19 protein-coding genes are annotated in these 18,600 nt (G+C 54.9%); 12 read left to right on the top strand and 7 right to left on the bottom strand.

Annotated elements, in window-relative coordinates:
• Window positions 1–82 precede the first annotated feature (82 nt).
• Entirely contained in the window at window positions 83–694 is a 612-nt protein-coding gene (locus QXU72_05365; GenBank protein ID MEM0494682.1) for an AAA family ATPase, read from the top strand.
• Window positions 681–1,133 (top strand): RNA-binding domain-containing protein, encoded by a 453-nt coding sequence (locus QXU72_05360; GenBank protein ID MEM0494681.1) that lies wholly within the window; start codon window positions 681–683, stop codon window positions 1,131–1,133. Before QXU72_05365 ends, QXU72_05360 begins: the two co-directional genes overlap by 14 nt.
• Here the strand turns inward: QXU72_05360 and QXU72_05355 are convergent.
• From QXU72_05355 to QXU72_05340, 4 genes are all read right to left on the bottom strand, one after another.
• Window positions 1,094–2,086: an MBL fold metallo-hydrolase gene (locus tag QXU72_05355; GenBank protein ID MEM0494680.1), complete on the bottom strand. Its 993-nt coding sequence runs from the start codon at window positions 2,084–2,086 to the stop codon at window positions 1,094–1,096. The genes QXU72_05360 and QXU72_05355 overlap by 40 nt on opposite strands.
• Entirely contained in the window at window positions 2,083–3,015 is a 933-nt protein-coding gene (locus QXU72_05350; protein MEM0494679.1) for a hypothetical protein, read from the bottom strand. Before QXU72_05350 ends, QXU72_05355 begins: the two co-directional genes overlap by 4 nt.
• A gap of 158 nt (window positions 3,016–3,173) precedes the next feature.
• The gene (locus QXU72_05345) at window positions 3,174–4,244 is read right to left on the bottom strand and encodes a DUF373 family protein (GenBank protein MEM0494678.1); all 1,071 of its coding nucleotides are present in this window, start codon (window positions 4,242–4,244) and stop codon (window positions 3,174–3,176) included.
• A 62-nt stretch (window positions 4,245–4,306) separates the two neighbouring features.
• The gene (locus QXU72_05340) at window positions 4,307–5,665 is read right to left on the bottom strand and encodes a cyclic 2,3-diphosphoglycerate synthase (protein ID MEM0494677.1); all 1,359 of its coding nucleotides are present in this window, start codon (window positions 5,663–5,665) and stop codon (window positions 4,307–4,309) included.
• Window positions 5,666–5,830: 165 nt separating this feature from the next.
• Between QXU72_05340 and QXU72_05335 the strand changes: the two genes are divergently transcribed.
• The 4 genes from QXU72_05335 to QXU72_05320 all read left to right on the top strand — a co-directional run bounded on the left by QXU72_05335 (window position 5,831) and on the right by QXU72_05320 (window position 8,793).
• A complete protein-coding gene (locus QXU72_05335; protein MEM0494676.1) occupies window positions 5,831–6,244 on the top strand; it encodes a PIN domain-containing protein in 414 nt (137 codons plus the stop codon).
• A gap of 80 nt (window positions 6,245–6,324) precedes the next feature.
• A complete protein-coding gene (locus QXU72_05330; protein ID MEM0494675.1) occupies window positions 6,325–7,287 on the top strand; it encodes a transcription initiation factor IIB in 963 nt (320 codons plus the stop codon).
• A 31-nt stretch (window positions 7,288–7,318) separates the two neighbouring features.
• Entirely contained in the window at window positions 7,319–8,161 is an 843-nt protein-coding gene (dph5, locus tag QXU72_05325; GenBank protein MEM0494674.1) for a diphthine synthase, read from the top strand.
• Window positions 8,113–8,793 carry a DUF357 domain-containing protein gene (locus QXU72_05320; GenBank protein MEM0494673.1) on the top strand — a complete coding sequence of 227 codons (681 nt, stop codon included), beginning with the start codon at window positions 8,113–8,115 and terminating at the stop codon, window positions 8,791–8,793. Before dph5 ends, QXU72_05320 begins: the two co-directional genes overlap by 49 nt.
• Here the strand turns inward: QXU72_05320 and QXU72_05315 are convergent.
• Window positions 8,790–9,449, bottom strand: a complete 660-nt coding sequence (locus QXU72_05315; GenBank protein ID MEM0494672.1) for an endonuclease V — start codon at window positions 9,447–9,449, stop codon at window positions 8,790–8,792. The genes QXU72_05320 and QXU72_05315 overlap by 4 nt on opposite strands.
• 41 nt (window positions 9,450–9,490) lie before the next feature.
• On the opposite strand from QXU72_05315, the gene map reads away from it, so the two are divergent.
• Complete coding sequence (map, locus tag QXU72_05310) at window positions 9,491–10,408, top strand: type II methionyl aminopeptidase (protein MEM0494671.1); 918 nt, start codon at window positions 9,491–9,493, stop codon at window positions 10,406–10,408.
• Window positions 10,409–10,504: 96 nt separating this feature from the next.
• Here map and QXU72_05305 read toward each other — a convergent pair whose 3' ends face one another.
• Complete coding sequence (locus QXU72_05305) at window positions 10,505–11,854, bottom strand: helicase C-terminal domain-containing protein (GenBank protein ID MEM0494670.1); 1,350 nt, start codon at window positions 11,852–11,854, stop codon at window positions 10,505–10,507.
• 1 nt (window position 11,855) lies between these two features.
• Window positions 11,856–12,542, bottom strand: coding sequence for an AAA family ATPase (locus QXU72_05300; protein MEM0494669.1), 687 nt, complete (start codon window positions 12,540–12,542; stop codon window positions 11,856–11,858).
• Window positions 12,543–12,651: 109 nt separating this feature from the next.
• Between QXU72_05300 and QXU72_05295 the strand changes: the two genes are divergently transcribed.
• From QXU72_05295 to QXU72_05275, 5 genes are read left to right on the top strand one after another with little or no spacing between them, the layout of a single operon-like run.
• Window positions 12,652–13,173: a hypothetical protein gene (locus tag QXU72_05295; GenBank protein ID MEM0494668.1), complete on the top strand. Its 522-nt coding sequence runs from the start codon at window positions 12,652–12,654 to the stop codon at window positions 13,171–13,173.
• A complete protein-coding gene (locus QXU72_05290) occupies window positions 13,173–13,958 on the top strand; it encodes a hypothetical protein (GenBank protein MEM0494667.1) in 786 nt (261 codons plus the stop codon). Before QXU72_05295 ends, QXU72_05290 begins: the two co-directional genes overlap by 1 nt.
• Window positions 13,955–16,453 (top strand): hypothetical protein, encoded by a 2,499-nt coding sequence (locus QXU72_05285; GenBank protein ID MEM0494666.1) that lies wholly within the window; start codon window positions 13,955–13,957, stop codon window positions 16,451–16,453. Before QXU72_05290 ends, QXU72_05285 begins: the two co-directional genes overlap by 4 nt.
• The gene (locus tag QXU72_05280; protein MEM0494665.1) at window positions 16,420–17,493 is read left to right on the top strand and encodes a hypothetical protein; all 1,074 of its coding nucleotides are present in this window, start codon (window positions 16,420–16,422) and stop codon (window positions 17,491–17,493) included. The genes QXU72_05285 and QXU72_05280 overlap by 34 nt, the downstream gene beginning before the upstream one ends.
• Complete coding sequence (locus tag QXU72_05275) at window positions 17,493–18,548, top strand: DUF87 domain-containing protein (protein ID MEM0494664.1); 1,056 nt, start codon at window positions 17,493–17,495, stop codon at window positions 18,546–18,548. Before QXU72_05280 ends, QXU72_05275 begins: the two co-directional genes overlap by 1 nt.
• Window positions 18,549–18,600 lie beyond the last annotated feature (52 nt).

The raw sequence follows: 18,600 nt of genomic DNA, 5'->3' as shown, positions 1-18,600 counted from the left end.
CCCTACACAAGCTTTTTCTTTCCAAAACTATTAAGAATAGAATGATGACCTTTATTTCCCTCCTATTATTGATTCCCTTCCGATGAACTGGTTCCCTGAGAAGTTCGAAGAGTGTGAGCTGGATACAGTCATTCTCGTAGCTGGAATGCCCGGTGCAGGAAAAAGTATAGTCTCCGAGGCCGCAAGGACTCTCGGGTTAAGGATCGTGAGAATGGGAGATATTATACGCGAGATCGCAGCAGAAAACTCGAAACCTCCCTCTGATGAAGTTCTAGGTTATATTTCACAGAAGATCAGAGAGCTTCACGGTCGCGACATCGTAGCTAGAGCTGCGCTTCACATAGCATGCAGCGAGGAGCACGGAGGCCCCGTTCTGGTCGAAGGAGTAAGGTCGCCAGAGGAGGTTGAATACTTCAGAAGACACTCGAGAAGGTGTCTTACCATCGCGGTGCACTCGCCTCCCAACGTCAGGTATCAGCGCTTACTCGCGCGGGGAAGGAAAGACGATCCCAAATCGTGGGAGGAGTTTAAAACTCGTGATGAAAGAGAGCTAGCTCTCGGGCTTGGCTCGGTAATAGCGCTCGCCGACATCATTCTAGTTAACCACGAGAAGCGGCCTGAGGATCTATTCGTGGAAGCGAAAAGTATACTTGAAAAGGTAATCGGTGTGTACAGCTCCGATGCCCGTGGTTGAAATCCGCGTCCCAGTCTTCCTGACAGAGGACAAAGAACGCGTTCTCAAGGCGATAGCGAATGTCCTTCATATGGATCTCATGAAATGCCGTGAAGTTAAAGCTCCTGAAGAAGATAGCTTCATCCTCGAGTGCACAAGCGACTCTTTTAAACCGCTCGAAAAGCTGCGCTCCTTACTGAGAACACAACGCACGCTGGACGCTGCCAGAACATACTTGGAGAAAGGATACAGCGGTGGGGTGGTAAGGTTCTATCTTAACAAGCAGGCAGCATACACAGGAAAGGTCAGCTTCTGTGCATATGAGTTCGGCGAAAGCCCTCTCGGAGCGATCACCGTGACAGTACATCTCGAGGGGTGCAACCCTGAGAAATTCATGAACTGGCTAGCGCCGCGAACGGCTCAAGGCGTGCCCGTAGCCGAAGAGACTGATCCCTGTTGATGGAAAGAAAGCTGGCTCGAGACTTGAATTACCCTTGGTGTATGAAACCACACGGTCAACGATAACCCCTTTCTCGCCACAATCACACGCGGAAAGATTCTCTTAGCTTCACGCGCGAGTTCCTCCAAATCTCTGTAGCGGGGGCTAAAGTGAGTTATAACCAACAGCTTCACGCGCGCCTTGAGGGCTATTTCCGCTGCCTCGCTAGCTGTCGAGTGGAGTGCTTCGCCCAAACCCGAAGCCTCGCCAGCTAGCGTTGCTTCGTGGATAAGCACGTCTGCTTTCCTGCACTTTGCCGCGAAAAGCGCGTTAGGCAAAGTGTCTCCACTATACGCGATAACGAGACCGGGATCAATGCTTTCTATAAAATTATCAAGTTTAAAAATTTTATCTCCATAATGGACAATCCCTTTCTTAATTAAAATACTTCGTAATTTTGGGGGGACGCCTTCCCTCTCAAGCCTTTCGGCAGAGAGGTGTATCCTTTGAGGGAAACGGATCACGAAAGAGTACGATAAGGGCACGTGGAGTGCTCTCGTGTAAACCAGGTTAGCACTCTGAGTACTACCTGTAAGGCTCAACTCGCCGCTTTCCGTAGCCAGCTCGGTAACGTGAAGAGGAAAATTAACCGCGAAATCTCGCCTCGATAAAATTCTCCAAAGCCCGAGAGGCCCGACCACACGAACCGGCTTACTTCTGCCAGCTAAGCTTAGTGTTTGCAGGAGAGGTAGCAAACCAAGAACGTGATCCCCGTGGAGGTGCGAAACTATAATCGTTAGCCGCTCGTTGTACCCTACTCCAAATTCCTCAAAAGCTCTCTGACAGCCTTCACCGCAGTCCAGAATGTAGACCTCGGCGCAAGCTCTCACAAGTATGCAGGAGGGGTCCCTGTCCTTAGCGGGCCTCGTAGATCCCGTGCCCCAAAAGAAAATCGTTACTTTATCACAGCTCATAGAAGTTCAGCCTGCTGGTTTTTCGCAAAGCTCTTCTCTATCACCCACAGGACTCTCACGAGAGAGGAGTGAACGTAGATCGAGCATACCCTTTCAGCGGACTCGGCGACGGCTGAGTACTCCTCGCTCCCGGGAGAGAGGAAAGCCGCGCGAGCCCCCGGCTTTAGAGAAGCCAGTACCCGCTCCAGTGCTTCTGTGAGCAGCAGGTGGGGCTGCTTTCCCTTACACGATGCAGCCCGACCGTAAGGAGGGTCAAAGGCTGCTAGCGCAAACACATCTCTCCTAAAGGGGAGGTGCGCGGCATCACTAATGATTAGATCGATAAGGTGGTAAACACCGTGCTGTAGAGAATTGCGGCGCGCGCCTCTAATGTTCTCGTAGTCGAGGTCGACCCCAACCCCGTAGAACCCCTCGAGCGCTGCTTCGATCAGCGTTGCACCCGTTCCGCAGAATGCATCGAGGAAGGGGCCGTGCAAGGGATTAAGCGAGAAATTAAGAATGAGGCGCGCTACTTGAGGAACCAGGGCAAAAGGTCTTCTGTAGACTCTCCTGTGAGGCTCTCTACTTCTATACCGATCTCCTCTGAACTTTTGCAGGATTACTCCAAAAGACAGGTAGTCGCTTAGAATACCAACCCATATGTGAAAGTCGGGTGTGCTTCTCAGCGTTACTAGTCGGTTATCCCGAGCACGCAGCATGCTGATCAGCTTCTCCGCCACTAGTGCTCTCTCAGCGGCACTAAGCCTAAGCGCGACATCGCTCACCTCCACGTCCACTCCGACCCGTTCCTTAGATGCGCGCATAGCTAACTCTCTGCTCAGAACCTCCGCGGCGGCCCCCAGAGCTATGTCCCATCCCTCACTCAGACTAGCACGATAAACCTCCTTTACGATGCATCGTGCGCACACGAGTTTGGATGAACATCTCACTATATTCTCAGAGTTCTTGCTTACGATGCTAATTACGCCCTGCCCGGCGACTTCCACTCGAAATCCACAAACTTTACCCAAAACATGTAGAGCCTCGGCCGTCCCACAATTTCCTGCACACTGGCTTAGCAGAAGATAGTACCGCTCCATGATGCTCTCTACTTAGAGCGCTCAGCTTCCATGTACATTACTGATACCGCGATAACGACCACTGCCAACTCTACGAATGACCAGGTGAGAACACCCTGAATGCTACCCCCTCCAGCAAGATACTTAGCCATCTCGACAACTATTTGCCTGGACAGAAGCACAGCGGTTACGAACAGCGCTTGCGAGATTCTCAAAACTCTCCCCGCAATCAGCTCTTCCAGCATCCCTCCGACGAGGAACAGCGTCGCACCGATTACGAATAAATCCACTGCTATCAGCTGACCTCCTACGGGTGCTAGCGCAAAAGCTGCTATAGCTCCTGCGTCCATTCTCTGAAGCTGTAGAACTCTCGCAAAACCTTGGAGAAAGCCGAGTACAGAGATTAGCAGCGCGAGCACGAATGCGATAAATCTCACAGACCCTGATTGGTAGATCTGGGCAACCCTCTTATCAATCCCGTACCCCTTTACGAACATAAAGCCTCCGAGAGAAGCGAGAACGAGAGTCCAAGCAAACTGGGGTAGCACAGCCGAGAGAATCGTGTAGATTGCTAGAAATGCCCCTGTAAGCCCCATTGAGTACTTCCTGTACTTCTCCTCTAGGAAGAGTTTCTTCACGTAATTCACCAGAAGAACAAAAGTCTCTTCTACCCCCCTTGACTGCTGGACGACCACCCTACGTATCGAGATGAGAGGAATTCTCGACTGTATCAGAGGGGCCACGACCTCGTCCGTGGGGCCATCCGACACGAGTATCGCGCCCGTGAACTCTCCATTACGCAGAACTTCGTCTAGCTCTTGCAGGATTTTCATGTCGGCCTGAACACCCTCCTCCTCTGTGCCGGCAAGTAGAGCAACTTCGCAGCGGTCAGCGTAACCCATTCTCCGTAAGTCGCGAAGCGTTTGAAGAGCCGCGAAGATGGCATTCGCATCCGAGTCTTCAGGCCTTCGGAGCGCGAACTCTATAGCTACTCTCGTCAAAGCCTCCTCTCCTAGTATGGGGGTTTGCACACCTAGCGTCGTGCCTATATCGTTATCCCTGTCGACGCAGAGTACTAGCAGTTTACCCTCTTGAGGCACACCCCGACACTCCGCCGATCTTTCCCAAAAAGCGGTAACTTATACCTAACTGGGGTTCGGGCTCACTTGCTGTAAACCGCTAGGGCGCGCTTAGCGAATTCTTCGATTATCTTGCGGAGCCTCTTGCCCTCCGTCTCCCTCAGCTCGAAGAATACCTTCACTACAGGTTTGTTGAGCTTCAGTACGCGGGATATGTCCGCGGGAGTACCGAGAATTATCGTGTGGGCATCAACACGGTTCAGCGTTTCCTCGAGATCTCTCATTTGCGTCTCCCCGTAGCCGAGTGCCGGAACAACGCGCCCAAGCCATGGGTACTTATCGTAAACCTCTTTCAAGCTACCAACAGCGTAAGCTCTTGGATCAACTATCTCGCTTGCGCCATACTCGATTGCTGCCTGATAGCCTGCTGCATGGCTTAGCGAGCCGTGTGTAACGGTGGGAGCATCCTCTACGACAACGACTCTCTTACCACGCACCAGTTCGGGCTTGTCTACTCGCAGTACTGACTCAGCCTCTATCACCTCTGCTCGGGGGTTCACGGACCTGACTGTCTGGAGAACGTGCTTTACATGCTCGCGAGGAGCAAGATTAACCTTGTTGATCACTATGACATCTGCTGACGTTACGTTCACGGCACCAGGGAAAGAGGTTAAAACGTCCTTAGGTCTAGTAGGATCCACGACAGTGATGTGAAGGTCAGGCCAGAAGAACGGTACATCGTTGTTACCTCCATCCCAAATGATCACATCGCCTTCTCTCTCAGCTTCCCGTAGTACTCTCTCGTAATCAACACCAGCGTAAACTACGCTACCCTCAGCTATATGCGGCTCGTACTCTTCTCTCTCCTCAATCGTACAGTTGTACTTATCCACATCTTCGTAGCTGGCAAACCTTTGAACCACGGACTTGCTGAGATCTCCGTAAGGCATAGGATGCCTGACGATCACGTAGCGCACTCCTAGCTCTCTAAGGATCCGTGCCACGTAACGCGAGACGGTGCTCTTCCCGGCCCCCGTCCGCGAAGCAGTAATCGCGATCACAGGCTTACTGGACTTGAGCATAGTTCTCCTCGGCGAGGGCACGACGAAGTCCGCCCCCATCGAGACTACTTTGTTCACAATCTCTGCAAGCTCCTCGCACGTTATATCGCTGTACGATAGTAAAACCTCATCTACGAGATTCTTTTTGATAATCTCCTCCATTTTGCTCAGCGAGATAATCGGTATACCATTGGGGTACAGGGGGCCCGCAAGCTCCGGGGGATATAGCCGGTTATCTATGTTGGGGATCTGAGTGGCCGCAAAAGCTACAACCTCGTACTCAGGGTTGCTGCGAAAAAGAACATTAAAATTGTGAAAATCCCTCCCCCCAGCGCCCAGTATGATGACACGCCTCTTGGGAGATCTTCCCGGCTCACTCATCCGGCTCGATGCACTGCATATTAGTTTAGAAAATAAACTTTCACCATTGATAACATGTATACCATTCCTATCTTATCGCTAGGACATCGTGAGGTGCGCGTGCTTCTGCTTCGGCAAAAACTTGAAAGATACTCCTCGACGTGATTTTCACGGTTTGATTGAACAATGCCGAAGTGTTACGAGGCTGTTCTCGACACGAGCAGCATACTATTCGCAGTGGATAGGAAGGTAGATATTGTCGATCTAACGCTTCAGGCCCAAGTTCCTGTCTGCAGGATCATAATCCCAGCACCGGTTCTCCAAGAGATAAAGTTCTTGGCAGAAAAGGGTAAAGGCTCCCGAGCTGTAAAAGCTGCAGTAGCGCTCGCGGTAATTAATCAAATGCTTGAGAAGTGGGGGAAGATGATCTCTATCGTTGACCCTGGTTTTTCAGAGGGGCCGGTCGACGATATCGTTATCGAAGCTGCGCGCGCGGAAGGAAAGATACTCGTAACGGCTGACCGCAAAATGCGCAAGAGAGCTAGAGAGTTGGGAGTGAAGGTTTACCTCGTGGCGAAAGCTTCTTTAAGGCTGCGTTAACTTCCCTAAAAGCGAAATGTTTATAAGGTAACTTCACGTAGCCTTAGGGTAGCGTTTAAATAGGTTTCGGGGTGGTAGAAGTGTTTAGATACTTAAGGGAGGATAAGCAAGAGGAGCCTCCCGAGGAGGCGGCTGCTGAGCTGAAGTGCCCGCATTGCGGCAGCACAAAGCTTGTGTACGATCCGAGCCGGGGAGAGGTAATCTGCGCGGAGTGCGGCTACGTGATGAGTGAAAGAGAAATAGACCTAGGAGCGGAGTGGCGCGCTTTCACGCCAGAAGAGAGGGAACGGCGGAGCCGCGTAGGCGCACCCATCTCTAGCTTTGGGGTTGAGAGCCTAGTCACCGATATCGATTGGGGTGGCCGGGACGCTGCCGGCCGCGAGATCAGCCTTCGAAGGAAGCTTGAAATGCTGCGTTTAAGGAAGTGGCAGGTCAGGGCTCGGGCCCAGAGCTCTATGGAGAGAAACCTTGCTCAAGCGGTTATCGAGCTGGAGAGGTTGAGCGCGCAACTAGGCCTTCCCAAGACTGTCCTTGACCGGGCTCTCGAAATATACAAGAGAGCTCTGGAGAGCAATCTTGTTAGAGGACGCTCGATAGAGTCCGTTATGGCCGCTGCGGTTTACGCAGCATGCCGGGAGCTTAAGCTGCCGAGAACATTAGACGAAATCGCTGTTTACACTAGAGCTGGGAGGAAGGACGTAGCCAGGTGCTACAGACTGCTCTTGCGCGAGGCATCCATAAAGGTCCCGCTGCCCAATGCTGCCGACTTCGTTCCGAGAATCGGCTCTTACCTCAGGCTCTCTGGCCAGACGATAAAAGCAGCGATAGAGATCTTAGATAAAGCTCGCGCTGCCGGCTTAACTGCGGGGAAGGACCCGGCAGGCCTTGCGGCTGCAGCAATTTACATAGCAGCTCTCCAGAATGGCGAGATGAGAACTCAAAAAGAGGTCGCTAGGGCGGCGAAGGTGACTGAAGTAACAGTGAGAAACCGCTACAAGGAGCTTGTTAAGAAGCTGGGTCTCAAACTCCCTGTTAAGAAGTGATACCAAGCTACAGTAAACACGGTATTCGGTAATGCTCGTAATAGCCGGTATAGGGCTCTACGGCTTGAGAGACCTACCTCTGGGAGTCATCGAGATCGCTAGAGGAGCTGACCGGATATACCTCGAGCAGTACACCAGCCTGGCGCCGGGGTTCAGTCTTGAGGCTCTAGAGGAGCTTTTCGGAAAGCATGTAGAGGAGGTCGCTCGCCAGGATTTGGAAGAGCAGTCCGGCAGGGAACTGCTCGAGCAAGCACGGAAAAGCACCGTTCTACTCTTAACATTCGGGCACCCCCTCATAGCAACTACGCACACCTCTCTCGTAGTTGAAGCTCGAAAGGCTGGTATACCTGTGAAAATTCTACCCGCCCCTTCGGTTTTCGACGGGGTTATCTGCTCAACAGGGTTGCACGTTTACAGGTTCGGCAGACCGGTCACGCTGGTGTTTCCTGAAAGAGGAAGGAAGATCTACCCTTACACTACCTATGCTGTGATAAGGGATAACCTCAGGAGAGGATTGCACACACTCCTTCTCCTCGAGATCCGGAGGCAGGAGGGTGTGTACATGGATGTTGCTACAGCTGCCGCTCTACTGCTCGAGCTTGAAGAAGTTTTTCACGAGCATGTTATCTCAGAGGATACACTCGCAATAGGTGTCGCCAGGGCTACGGCTCCCGATGAAGTGGTGAAGGTTGGAGAGCTGCGGGAGTTAGCTGGAGAAGATTTTGGTCCTCCTCCACACTCCGTTGTTATTCCTGGAGTATTACACGATTCAGAAATAGAGTTCCTAAGCAGCGTTCACGGAGCTCCGGTCGAGGTGATGATCAATTGGAACAAACATGTGAAGAAAAGGTTAGAAAGTACCTTCGAGCCGTGAAGCAGGTCTTATCTGAGCTGGTAGGGGTTACCGGCAACGCTGCAGAAATCGTCGATCTAGCATCGCGTTATGCATCTGATGCCGAGTGGTATCTCTCAAGAAACGACTGCTTGACTGCACTGGCGTGCATTTCCTACGCAGAGGGTCTTCTGGACGCTCTGCGGCTTGAGGGAAAGGTTAGCTTCAGCTGGCCGAGTCAGGTCAGGAGAACGAAGGTGCTGGTAGGAGGGGTGTTCGATATTCTGCATCCAGGCCATGTGGAGTTTCTCGCTGAGGCAGCGAGCCTGGGCGAAGTTTACGTCGTCGTAGCTAGAGATGAAACTGTTAAACAGAGTAAGGGTCGCTACCCAGTCCTATCGGAGGAGGAAAGGTTGAAGCTGGTAAGAAGCTTAAAGCCCGTCCACGAAGCATTCCTCGGCGAGTACCCACCTAACTACCATCAAGTGCTTCTGCGAGTCAAGCCGGACATAATTCTCCTTGGGTACGACCAGGCTTGGTTGAAGGAGGTTATCGAAAGCGCTGCTGCGAGGCTGGGCCTAAAGACCTCGGTAAAAATTGGTAGCAAGCTTGAAGGTTACTCTTCAACGTTGTTAAAGGAAAAGATCATTAAGGGTATATTATCTAACACTTAACACATTATAGATTTTCTCATTTTAACACTTATCTTATGAGCCTGTAGAAGAGGCTCGGGTAGCCTTGCTCCGGGACGCGTAAACGCTCGAGCCAGCCTTAAAGCGGTCGCTAGAGATATTTTATGACCTACGCTCACGTAAATCGGCCGCGACCCGAGTTTAACCGCGTAGCCGAGAACCTCTCCGCCCACCGAGACTTCTGCTACGTCGTCTAGCCACCGCGCCTCACCGATTAGCAAGCTCTTCGCAACACCTATAGTGGGTTTACCTACGGCTAAACCCAGCTGGCAAGCGAAGCCCGCCCTGTAGGGGTGCAAACGCCCATTACCATCGACAAAGAGTACCTGGTAATCATGCGAAAGTTTCTTCAGAGCCATAAGCGCAGGCCCCATCTCTCTGAAAGCGAGCAGCGTGGGCACGTATGGAACCGTGGTGCGCATGAGCGCGGCTTTCTCCTCGACTAGGCTTAAGCTCGGGTACTCTACGACTGCTGCAGCACCAACTGCGATTTGCCCCTTGAAGGAGACATCAACCCCCGCTGCGTACCTGATGGGGTAGTCGATTTGATCTGACTCTACTACGCGTTGAGCAATCAGCTGCTGAGCGCGCCGAGCCCTCTCAATCGAGAAACCTTCCGGTAAGTGCACAACGTGCACAGTGTGCAGAGTTAAATAACTGCTCCCCCGCAAGTGCGCCTGTGAGCTCTGCTCACGAGTACGCGGTAGCGGGAAGGATAGCCCGAGAGGCGCTAGAGCTTGCAGTAAACCTCGTTGAAGAAAATGCTCTACTTCTCGATCTAGCCGAGAGGGTGGAGGGTCTCATAATCTCTAGGGGGGCTCGCCCAGCCTTCCCGGTTAACATATCGATTAACAACGTTGCGGCGCACTACTCACCGGGTATCGATGACTCTTCCCGAATACCGCCGGGCGCACTGGTGAAGGTGGATATCGGTGTGCACGTAAACGGGTACATAGTAGACGCTGCAGTAACAGTGCCTTTAGACAAACGGTGGACCCTCTTGGCAGAGGCTGCTCGGGAAGCACTCAGGGCCGCTCTTACAGTAATGAAGCACAACACCCCGGTTAACAGTGTTGCAAAAGCGGTCGCAGAGACAATTGAAGAAAGGGGTTTCAAGCCCGTGAAGAACCTTACTGGGCACATGGTAGATAGGTACGTACTCCACGCTGGCAAAACACTACCCAACGTTCCTGACGCCGAGTACCTAAGAACTAGAGTCCTTGCTGGTGAAGTGTACGCGGTAGAGCCTTTCGCCACCACGGGGAGAGGCTACGTGGTGAACCAAGGAGCCAGCCACATCTACCGCGTAGTCTCTGTGAAGAAGATGAAAGAGGATGCCACGGCTAGCGAATACCTAGAAGTACTATGGAGAGAATTCAGAGGCTTACCCTTCTCCGAGAGATGGCTCCCGAAGCTGGGCATCACCCTCAAGGACCTCGAAAAGCTGGTAAAAGCTCGTAGAATCCACCACTACCCACGTTTAGTCGAAGCCTCGGGCGGCTTCGTCTCCCAGTTCGAAGATACAGCTCTAGTCCTCGAAAACAGCTGTGTACCTCTCGCTGGAGTACTCGAGATAGAAAATAACCCTAAAAATTAACTTTACAACAAATTTTACCAGCAGTTTTAACTAGATAAAAATACAGTAAGAATAAATTTGATAAATAAATTACTATCGCTCTGTAAAATCTAAAATCTAAAAAATAAAATACTTACTTAACTCCTCTTCATACCTCTTGTAACGTTCATCAGCAAGGATCACCAGTGGGTCGTCCTCGGGCCTCCTGGTAGCGCGGCCGACGCACTGAAGGGTGGTGGAGAGCATCGATGCCTCGGCGATTCTATCAGCTCCACTAAACCCCATTTTCGAGAGGGTTCGCCGAAGCCTGCTAGTAACCCACGGCGGGGGAAAGGGGGCCCCCGCCATGACCACAACGTCCGCCCTGATATCGACGCCTTCGGCGAACTTCCCCCTCGTGTGGAGCAGGAGAACCCCCTTCCACTCGGGGATTTCCGGAGGCTCATAGAGGTCGGTGAACTTCGAAAGACTCTTTGCAACCCTCTCCGTAGCGAAGACCAGCACCTTCTCGTACTTCTTCCTCAGATCCCACAGCAGCTTCCCGTATTCCTTCACTTCCTTCTCGCCGAACTCGTCGAAACGAGTTGTCAGCCCTTCTGTTATGATTGCCCTGTACTTTCTCGACCAAGGTACCTCGACGACCTTCCCTCCCAGGAGGTCGGGGTAGGGTAGGGTAGCCGAGATGAAGAGAGCGGGCCGCCTCCGCGGGATCGCGACGCTGGCTCCGCACAGGTATCCTCCCTCCACGTAAACGCTCTGAGCCCTCAGAACCCGGTAGAGCCTTCCCAGCGCCGTCCTCCTCCCCCCTCTCTCGAGAAGCCTCAAGTAAGCTACGTGGAGCGACGAGACTTGGTTGTCGTCTACAGGTACCTCTCCTTCTCCTCTCTCGAGGAAGGGGAGAAAACTTCTCAACCACTTCGCGAGCTCGTTGCTTCCCGAGGACCTCAGCTCCCCAGCAGCTTCGATAAAAACTTCTGTGTTTACGCAAACTTCGCGCGGAACCAGAAGGTTGTGAGCCTCATCCCATACGTCGATGATGCGGGGTGGAGCGCGCCGGAAGTAGTTGAAGACGTAGACGTCCGCGGATGGGTGGAAGAAGTACGGGCAAGAACGCGCTGTAAAGTAGCCGCACTGATCCCTCCTCACCCTGCACCACTCGTGTACGTCACTTCCAAGCTCTAAAGCATAAGGGCAGACTTTCTCCCTACCTGGGAGGACCTCTGAGCGCAAGTCGAGCAGCGCCGCCTCCTCGGCGATATGGCGGGCGAGAGCTAAAGCTCTCACTCGCCACGCAGCGGGGAGAAACCCTGCCTTCAGAGCTACCAGCACGGTGAGCGTCTTCCCGAAGCCTGGCGGTGCTGTGAAGACCACTGCGCCGCCGCTTTCTAGGAGACCTGCGAGAGTTTCCGCGGCCTCGACCTGCCCTGGTCGAGGCTTGACGGGGAAGAGCTCGGCGATATTGCGCATACTAGCTGCTCAGCTTCGCTGCGAGTTCCGTCACTTTCTCCCGGGTGGGTTTCTCGCAGCAGATCATAGCTTCGGCGATGTTGCGCGTGTGCGTGAACCATAGCGCCACGTCGAAGTAAACGACTTCTGCTTTCTCAACCATGCTCAGCAGGGCTCTCTTCCAGCTTCCCATCGTGGTGACGTACATGTTGAGGATCCCCGTCAGCTTCGCGGTGTCGAGGCTTGCAGCTCTAGTTTCCATCCAGCTTCTCAGGCGCTCAAGCGCCAAGCGGGTAGGTGTCGCGACCATGAGGATGTCGTCGGCTCGCTCCAGCAGGTAGTCGAGAGGTCCGTGCGTGTAAGCGGGGAAATCCAGGACCACGTAATCCGCCTTCGTCTTCGCCACCCGCAGAACCTCCTCGAGCTTCTCGGGGTGAAAACCGTCGGTCAGCGGGCTGCGGCTCGGCGCTACGAGGAGCCCGGAGGTAAGGTTGCTTTCGCGGAAAAGGCTCTGTGGATCAGCTTTCCCTTTAAGGACGTCGTCCAAGCTAGGCTGAGCGGGGACAGCTCCGAGCGCAATCAAGCTGCTGTCGCCGCCGCCAAGGTCTACGAGAAGCGTTGGGCCAAAGCGCTGCGCCAGCGTATAAGACAGCGCAGCCGATAGAACACTCTTACCCGTACCCCCCTTGCTACCGCTGACCAAGCACACTACTTTCAAGCCCCTTCACTAGAGAGAACAGTAGTTGATAACGCGGCAGCGCAGATGTTTTTCCGCTGAGCCGCTTCATATCTTTTCCCAACATACGCTGCTGAGAAGCATGATGCTGAGGCTACTAGCCTGCAAACTCGCGTACCGGTTCAAGCTTCGGAGAGCGAAGAGAGTCAAGGAGTGTGCGGAAAAGGTGCGGGCTGCTCTGCGCGAAGACTTCAGCTGTGCAGTTAAAGCGTACTCTCTGATCGCGCTCCTCTTCTTAGCAGCGTCGGCGGCCGCGCTCGCCCAGCCCTCGACAAACGTTCTCAACAAGGTTTTTCGGCCTTTCGAGGAAATCATCTCGCTGCTCGTGGCGCTCGTCTTCGGGGCAGGTATCCTCGGCTTCGTGATACTGCTTGTAGACGCTCTTATCAGCTGGATAACGGGGGGTAGCTTCGGGAGATCGCTTGCAGTTTCAAAGCTCCTGCGCGCGGTGGAGACACTGGCCGTTTTCCCTCTCACGTTCTTCCTGCTAAACGTGCTGAAGGAGCTGGGGGTCCCAGAGGTGGCGACGATCGCGGATATCGCTAACGCTCTGCTCACGCGAGGCTGGCAGCTGATGCTAGAGGTGCTGAGGGGGTCCGGCTGATGGAAAGCATATTCTCCTGGGCGATCCTCGCGGCAGCTCTCACCACTTACTTCGCCCTGGGGGTGATCCGCTGGATTCTGGGGCAAAGGCGCGAGGCTCTTTTAGAGTTCGAGAAGGGTATGCACGTCGCCGTATACCTCCTTGTGGTCTTGCTGATGCTGCGCGCGGCTGAGGAAATCTCCTCGAGCCTCGGCCTGGAGGTTAGGCTCAGCGACCCTCTCTCCGCGGAGAGCACCTTGCGGCAAGCCGCCTCGACCTTCTGGAATGCGAGTCGGGCTGCGGTCGACGTGGTGCTCTTCGTGAGCACTGAACGGGCGATTTTAGCCGCGGCGCCCCTCACGACTCCTCTAAGCAGCGTGCTCGGCGCGGCGACGGGCTGGTCGGTTACAGAGCTCAGCATAACCGCCATTTTCTTCATGCACCTCAGCTTCGCCGCCGACGCCCTCTCGAGAGTGGCGACGCTTATCCTAAGCTTGGGGGCGTCGCTAACACCTGTGCCTGCGCTTAGAAAGGCTGGCGCCGCGCTGCTCGCTGCCTACCTGTCGGCGGTGATATCGCTTTCGTACGCTGCGCTGCTTACTCACGACGCGCTCCAGAACGTGAGGGTGCCGAGTGCTGCGAGCCCGATGGACTGGGTTAAAGTCGCGGAGATAGCTGGCGATGCTGCGGTCTCTCTGGGCTCCGCGGCTACAAAGGCTGGAGTGGCGCTGGCGATGGGGAGCGTGGCAGGTGTGGGTCTGGCCAGCTTCTTCGGCTCTATATACATCAGTCTGACCCGGCTATGAGCCTGGGCTACAAGCTCCTGGGCGCTGCTCTCGTAGCTCTGTCCGCCGAGCTTGCACTGCTGGTAGTAATCAGGAGAAGAGGGCTGCGGGAGCACTTCGCTAGAGAAGCTGCCGACTTCCTGCTCCACGCGGGAGTCTTCTCCCTGATGGCGACTTTCTCGAGCATGATAGCACCCTTCGAGGTGATTAGCGCCGCGTTGAGAAACATAAGCGAAGTCGAGCATTTCTTCTTCGCTCTTCACAAGAAACTGTTCCAGATAACCGCAGGGGCCGCGTTCCTGTACCTCGTCCTAACTCTTTACCTAGGTTACTCGGGCGCTTTCGACCTCGATTCAACGCTCACCCAGTACGCTTACGAGCTCGATGGCCTCCTCGGACCTCTCTCTCAGTTGGCGACGGCGGCCGGGATCCTGGGACGGGGCGCAAGTCACCTTGCTGCTCTACTCAAGCTCTCGGAGTGGCTGCGCCCCTACTTCGACGTCTTGCTTGCTTCAATACTGGTGCCCCGCCTGCGGCGGCTCACAACTCCTCTGGTCGTTTTCCTCTTCATTCTCACAGCTGTGCTACCCTACTCGCTCGCCCTTCTCACTCCTCAGCTTAAGCCCCTCCCCGAGGTCACAAACGTTGAGAGAGGGGGCAAGGTCGTAGTGGAAGTCTACGATCAAGGACAGATGCCCCTTGCGGACACCGTGCTGATCGCTCTCAGAGATAGCGATGGAAGAGTCTACATGGCTCGAGTCAGCCATCTGACCGAGCTGATCCTCCCGGAAGGGAACTACACAGCGCTGTGGGTCGCCGCCTACTTCACGAACTTTACTGTTCCCGGCTGCTGCTACGAGCCTGTGCCCTACGCTAGCTGCAGCTGTCCGCTGTGGCCCGCCAAGCTCAGCGTCAAGCCCGGGAACTCGACAGCTCTTCTCGTCAACTTGCCGGTGAACTTGATCTACTGCAATGGCGGCCTCGGCGGTATCTACGAAGCTAGGAGAGAGGACTCTCCCCTTCGCGGCAGCATGGGCAACTGCAGCGTACTGCTAGCAGTGGATCCTCCTAAGCCTCTCGTTGTCGCCGCCAGGGCTGGTCCTTACCGCTTAAGCGCAGCGAACGGTACTATTATCGCGAGAAACGGCACGTGCTGGCGAGTGACTCTCACTAACGCTGCGGTTCTACCCCCCGGGACGGTTATCGACTTCGGTGTTCTCCGCAAAAACAGCGAGTATTACGAGTGGTGGTGGGAGAAAGTTTTCCGCGCTCTACCTGACAGTGTGAGAGAGCTTCTAGCGCCGGCGAAGATCTCGGTGCCTAAGTTTCACGACTACGGCCTCCTCATAAGCTTCGCGCAGGTCAACTGCACCGGGGCGGCCCCGCGAGAAATACGTATAGAAATAGAGGGGCGCTGCTGCTGGAATTTGACGCACGCCCTCCCCTTCAACCCATTCTGGCAGGAACATTATACTCTCGCGGAGCGGTTGCCAGCGCTTGTCGGCGACGCCGTCCGGCTCGGTTCACTCGTGTGGAACACCTTCCTCCTCGTTCTCGCATGGGGCGGTGGTCTTCTCGCAGCTCTAGCCTTATCCGCAAGCATACTTCCCGAAGTGGTGCGCGAGCTTTACGCGCACGCGTGGAAGTTTCCGGCAGGCAGCCTCAGGCTCTTCAAGCACCTCGCTGCACCCGTCTTCAGCAGCGCAGCTGGACTACAGTTAGAAGCCCCCGATGCTGCGCATCTGGCGCGCAGAGTTGTGAAAACACTGCAGCAGAAGCCTGTCCCCGCAGCGCTTGCAGCTCTCTCATACGTTCGATCAGGCCCCGGGACCAGCTTCGCGAGCCAAACGAGGCGCAAGCTAGTGGACGTGCTGTACTCGCTGTCGACATACCCATCGTTTAAACATCACCTCGAGATCTCGGAACGCACCACGATCCCCCTCGCCGAGGGCCTCTTCTTGGCGAAACAGCTGGCCAGGGAAAGTTACTACAGGCTGAGAGGGTACAAGGTCCTACTGCCCTACTCGCTGACCGTCTGGGAGGTGGAGCAGTACGCGCTGGGCATCAGAGGCTACGCTGAGGCCGTGACCAAGAGGTACGCTCGAGAGATAGAGGAGCTGAGCCGCAAGATAGCTGAGAGGATACCGGAGATTACGAGCACCAAGGGTTGGGAACTCTACCGAATAACCTTCCGGACCGCCGCGGAACCTAGGACCCTGAGCATAGCATTGGCCTTCCTCCTGGATGCGCACCCTTCCGCCCGGCGGGTTGCAGCAGAACTCACGGGAGTCGCGCCGTCACCATGGATGCACCTGGACCTAGGACTGGAGCTGCGCCTTAAGGTGCTCAGAGAGCTCGCCGCAGAGGGAGAGCTGTGGGCGCAGCACGTGGCCGGGCTATTCCTCTGGTCTAACTACAGATTTGCCAGCAGCTGGCAGGGCCGGTCTCAACTCTACATGTACAGATTGAGGAGGGGATTGCGGTGCAGGCTCGAAGCCTTGCGGCCCTTCTACTGATCGTGGCAGCACTGCTCCTGAGGGGGGCAGCGCCGAGCCTGTCCCCACTGCTGGTATCTCTGGCTCTCTTAGCCTTGATTCCCGAGGTGTACGCGTTCTTCCTATCTCTCTACTGCGGAGGATGGCCGTTGACGGAGCTCTACTGCTTTAAAAGCTACTGCACCAGCGCCGATAGAGGCGGAAACTGTACCTACGTTGGAGTAGAAGTGGTTGACTGCCGCCACGGCTGCTATGACCTTTCCGAAAAGGAGTTTTTCAACCTTTCAACAACCCTCTTTCACGGCGGCTTCGCGGCCCCCTCCGTAGACTACATCGTGGTGGTGCACAGGAGGAGGTTCTACGTGGTTCTGCGGTCACGCTCCAGCATCGATGAGGCGCGATCCAACCTCTGCGAGGCTCTAAGGTCCCTGGGGGAGGCTCTTTCGATCGTAGGTTGTTCCTGGGTCCCGCTGGAGGGGGTTCAGCTTCTCAGGATCCTGAGACCCGACGTCCTAAAGCCTTCTCGGAAATCAATACCTTCGAGGGCTCTCGTTCTAGTAGCAGCTACGCTACCCTTGGCTCTCCAGCTCTACAGCCTCGTCCCGCTATCCCTCGCAGCGTGCTTAGCGATCGTCAAGGGCTGGTCGGCGCAGGGGTACACATCCGTAAGACCTCAAAGCATATCCACCATCGAGTGCGTGAACAGCTTTTACACCTTCCCCACCACGAGGGACATCTTATCGAGGAGTAGGACCCTGTACTCACTGCTCCCCCGCGACTCGTACATCGCTATTCGAGTGGAGCCCGCAAGTATCGAGGAGGAACAAGCGATCGACGCTGAGGCATACCGCAGCTACGAGATAGGTACCGCTCTCGAAAAACTATCGCTGATTCACAAAAGCAGCAAATTTTTCGCGGCCACTCGAAGACGCTGGGAGAGGCGTGAAGCCCTCTACAGAGTCTCAGGCATCGTCATAGCGGACGAGCGCTTCAAGAGGCTTTTGGCGAGGATAGGGATCAAGCTTTCGAATCTCCCAGTCGGGCTCGAGGTGCTTCAGTGATGAGCCTCTTCCGGCTCCTTCACCGCGCGCTAACTCCGAGACCCCTGGCCCTGAGCGGGGACCTCGCCGTCTTTGCCTCCCCTCTCTCAATCCTCCCACCCCGGGAAGAAGTGCGGGGCTTCTTCCTCGGGCTGGACGACATAGGCAGGGAAGTCTACATCAACCCGGCGGCGCTGCCCAGCATGCACGGAATAATAGTAGGCACGACCGGCAGCGGTAAGAGCACGCTTGCACGACACCTAGTTCTCGAGGCAATAGAGCAGGGCATACCGGCCTGGGTTATCGACCCTCACGGCGAGCGGAGCTACAGAAGGCTTTTCACCATCGGGATCGACCTAGGCGAAGACAAGGTGAACGTTTTCCACGCACCGGGGTGGCAGGTGAGTGAGCTTGCCGGTGAGCTGGCGAGCTACTTAGAGCACGTCTACGGCTTGCGGGGCGCACGCTTCCACTTCAGGGAGCTGCTGCGCCGCTGCTTCGAGAACCTCTCCCTGGACGAGCTCGCGAGGTATGACCACTTACCGGAGGTGAAGAGGCTTCGGGAAGATCTGGAGAAGCTTCACGGCGAGGGGGGAGCGACTATAGATAGCCTAGCGGAGAAAAGCATGTACTTCACATTCCCAAAGCTCTTCAGCCGGGAGTTTAAAGAGCTGGCGAGCCTCATCCTCCTTCTTCTCCTTCAGGGTTACCGCAGAACTCTGGGAGAGAGGCACCGCCTCGAACTGATGGTAATTCTTGAGGAAGCCCATTTCCTTGCACCCTATCTTCTCGATCTTTACAAAGAGGTTCGGAAGTTCGGGTACGGTGTTATAGCCGTCACCCAGCTACCGCGGGAGCTGGACCCCCTCCTCTACCAGCTCGCAGGCTTCGTCATCGCACTAAGCGGGACTGAGAGCTACGTGAATGACATCTCCCTGCTGTTCTCGCTAACTCCAGACGAGCGGGACCACATACTCTACAAGGTTCACGGTGCCGCGCTGCTTGTTAGACAAGGCGATCCTCGCCCAAGGAAGGTTATGCTCAAACCCAGAAGGGAGGCACTCGCACAAGAATAGCGGAAAAGCGCGGGCTTCAGCAAAATCTTAATTATTCCAGTTTTCCGCTCTA

The sequence above is a fragment of the Thermofilum sp. genome (assembly GCA_038741495.1).
GTDB lineage: Archaea > Thermoproteota > Thermoprotei > Thermofilales > Thermofilaceae > Thermofilum.
The sequence above is the reverse complement of the archived record's forward strand: the minus strand, read 5'-3'. Positions and strand labels throughout refer to the sequence as shown.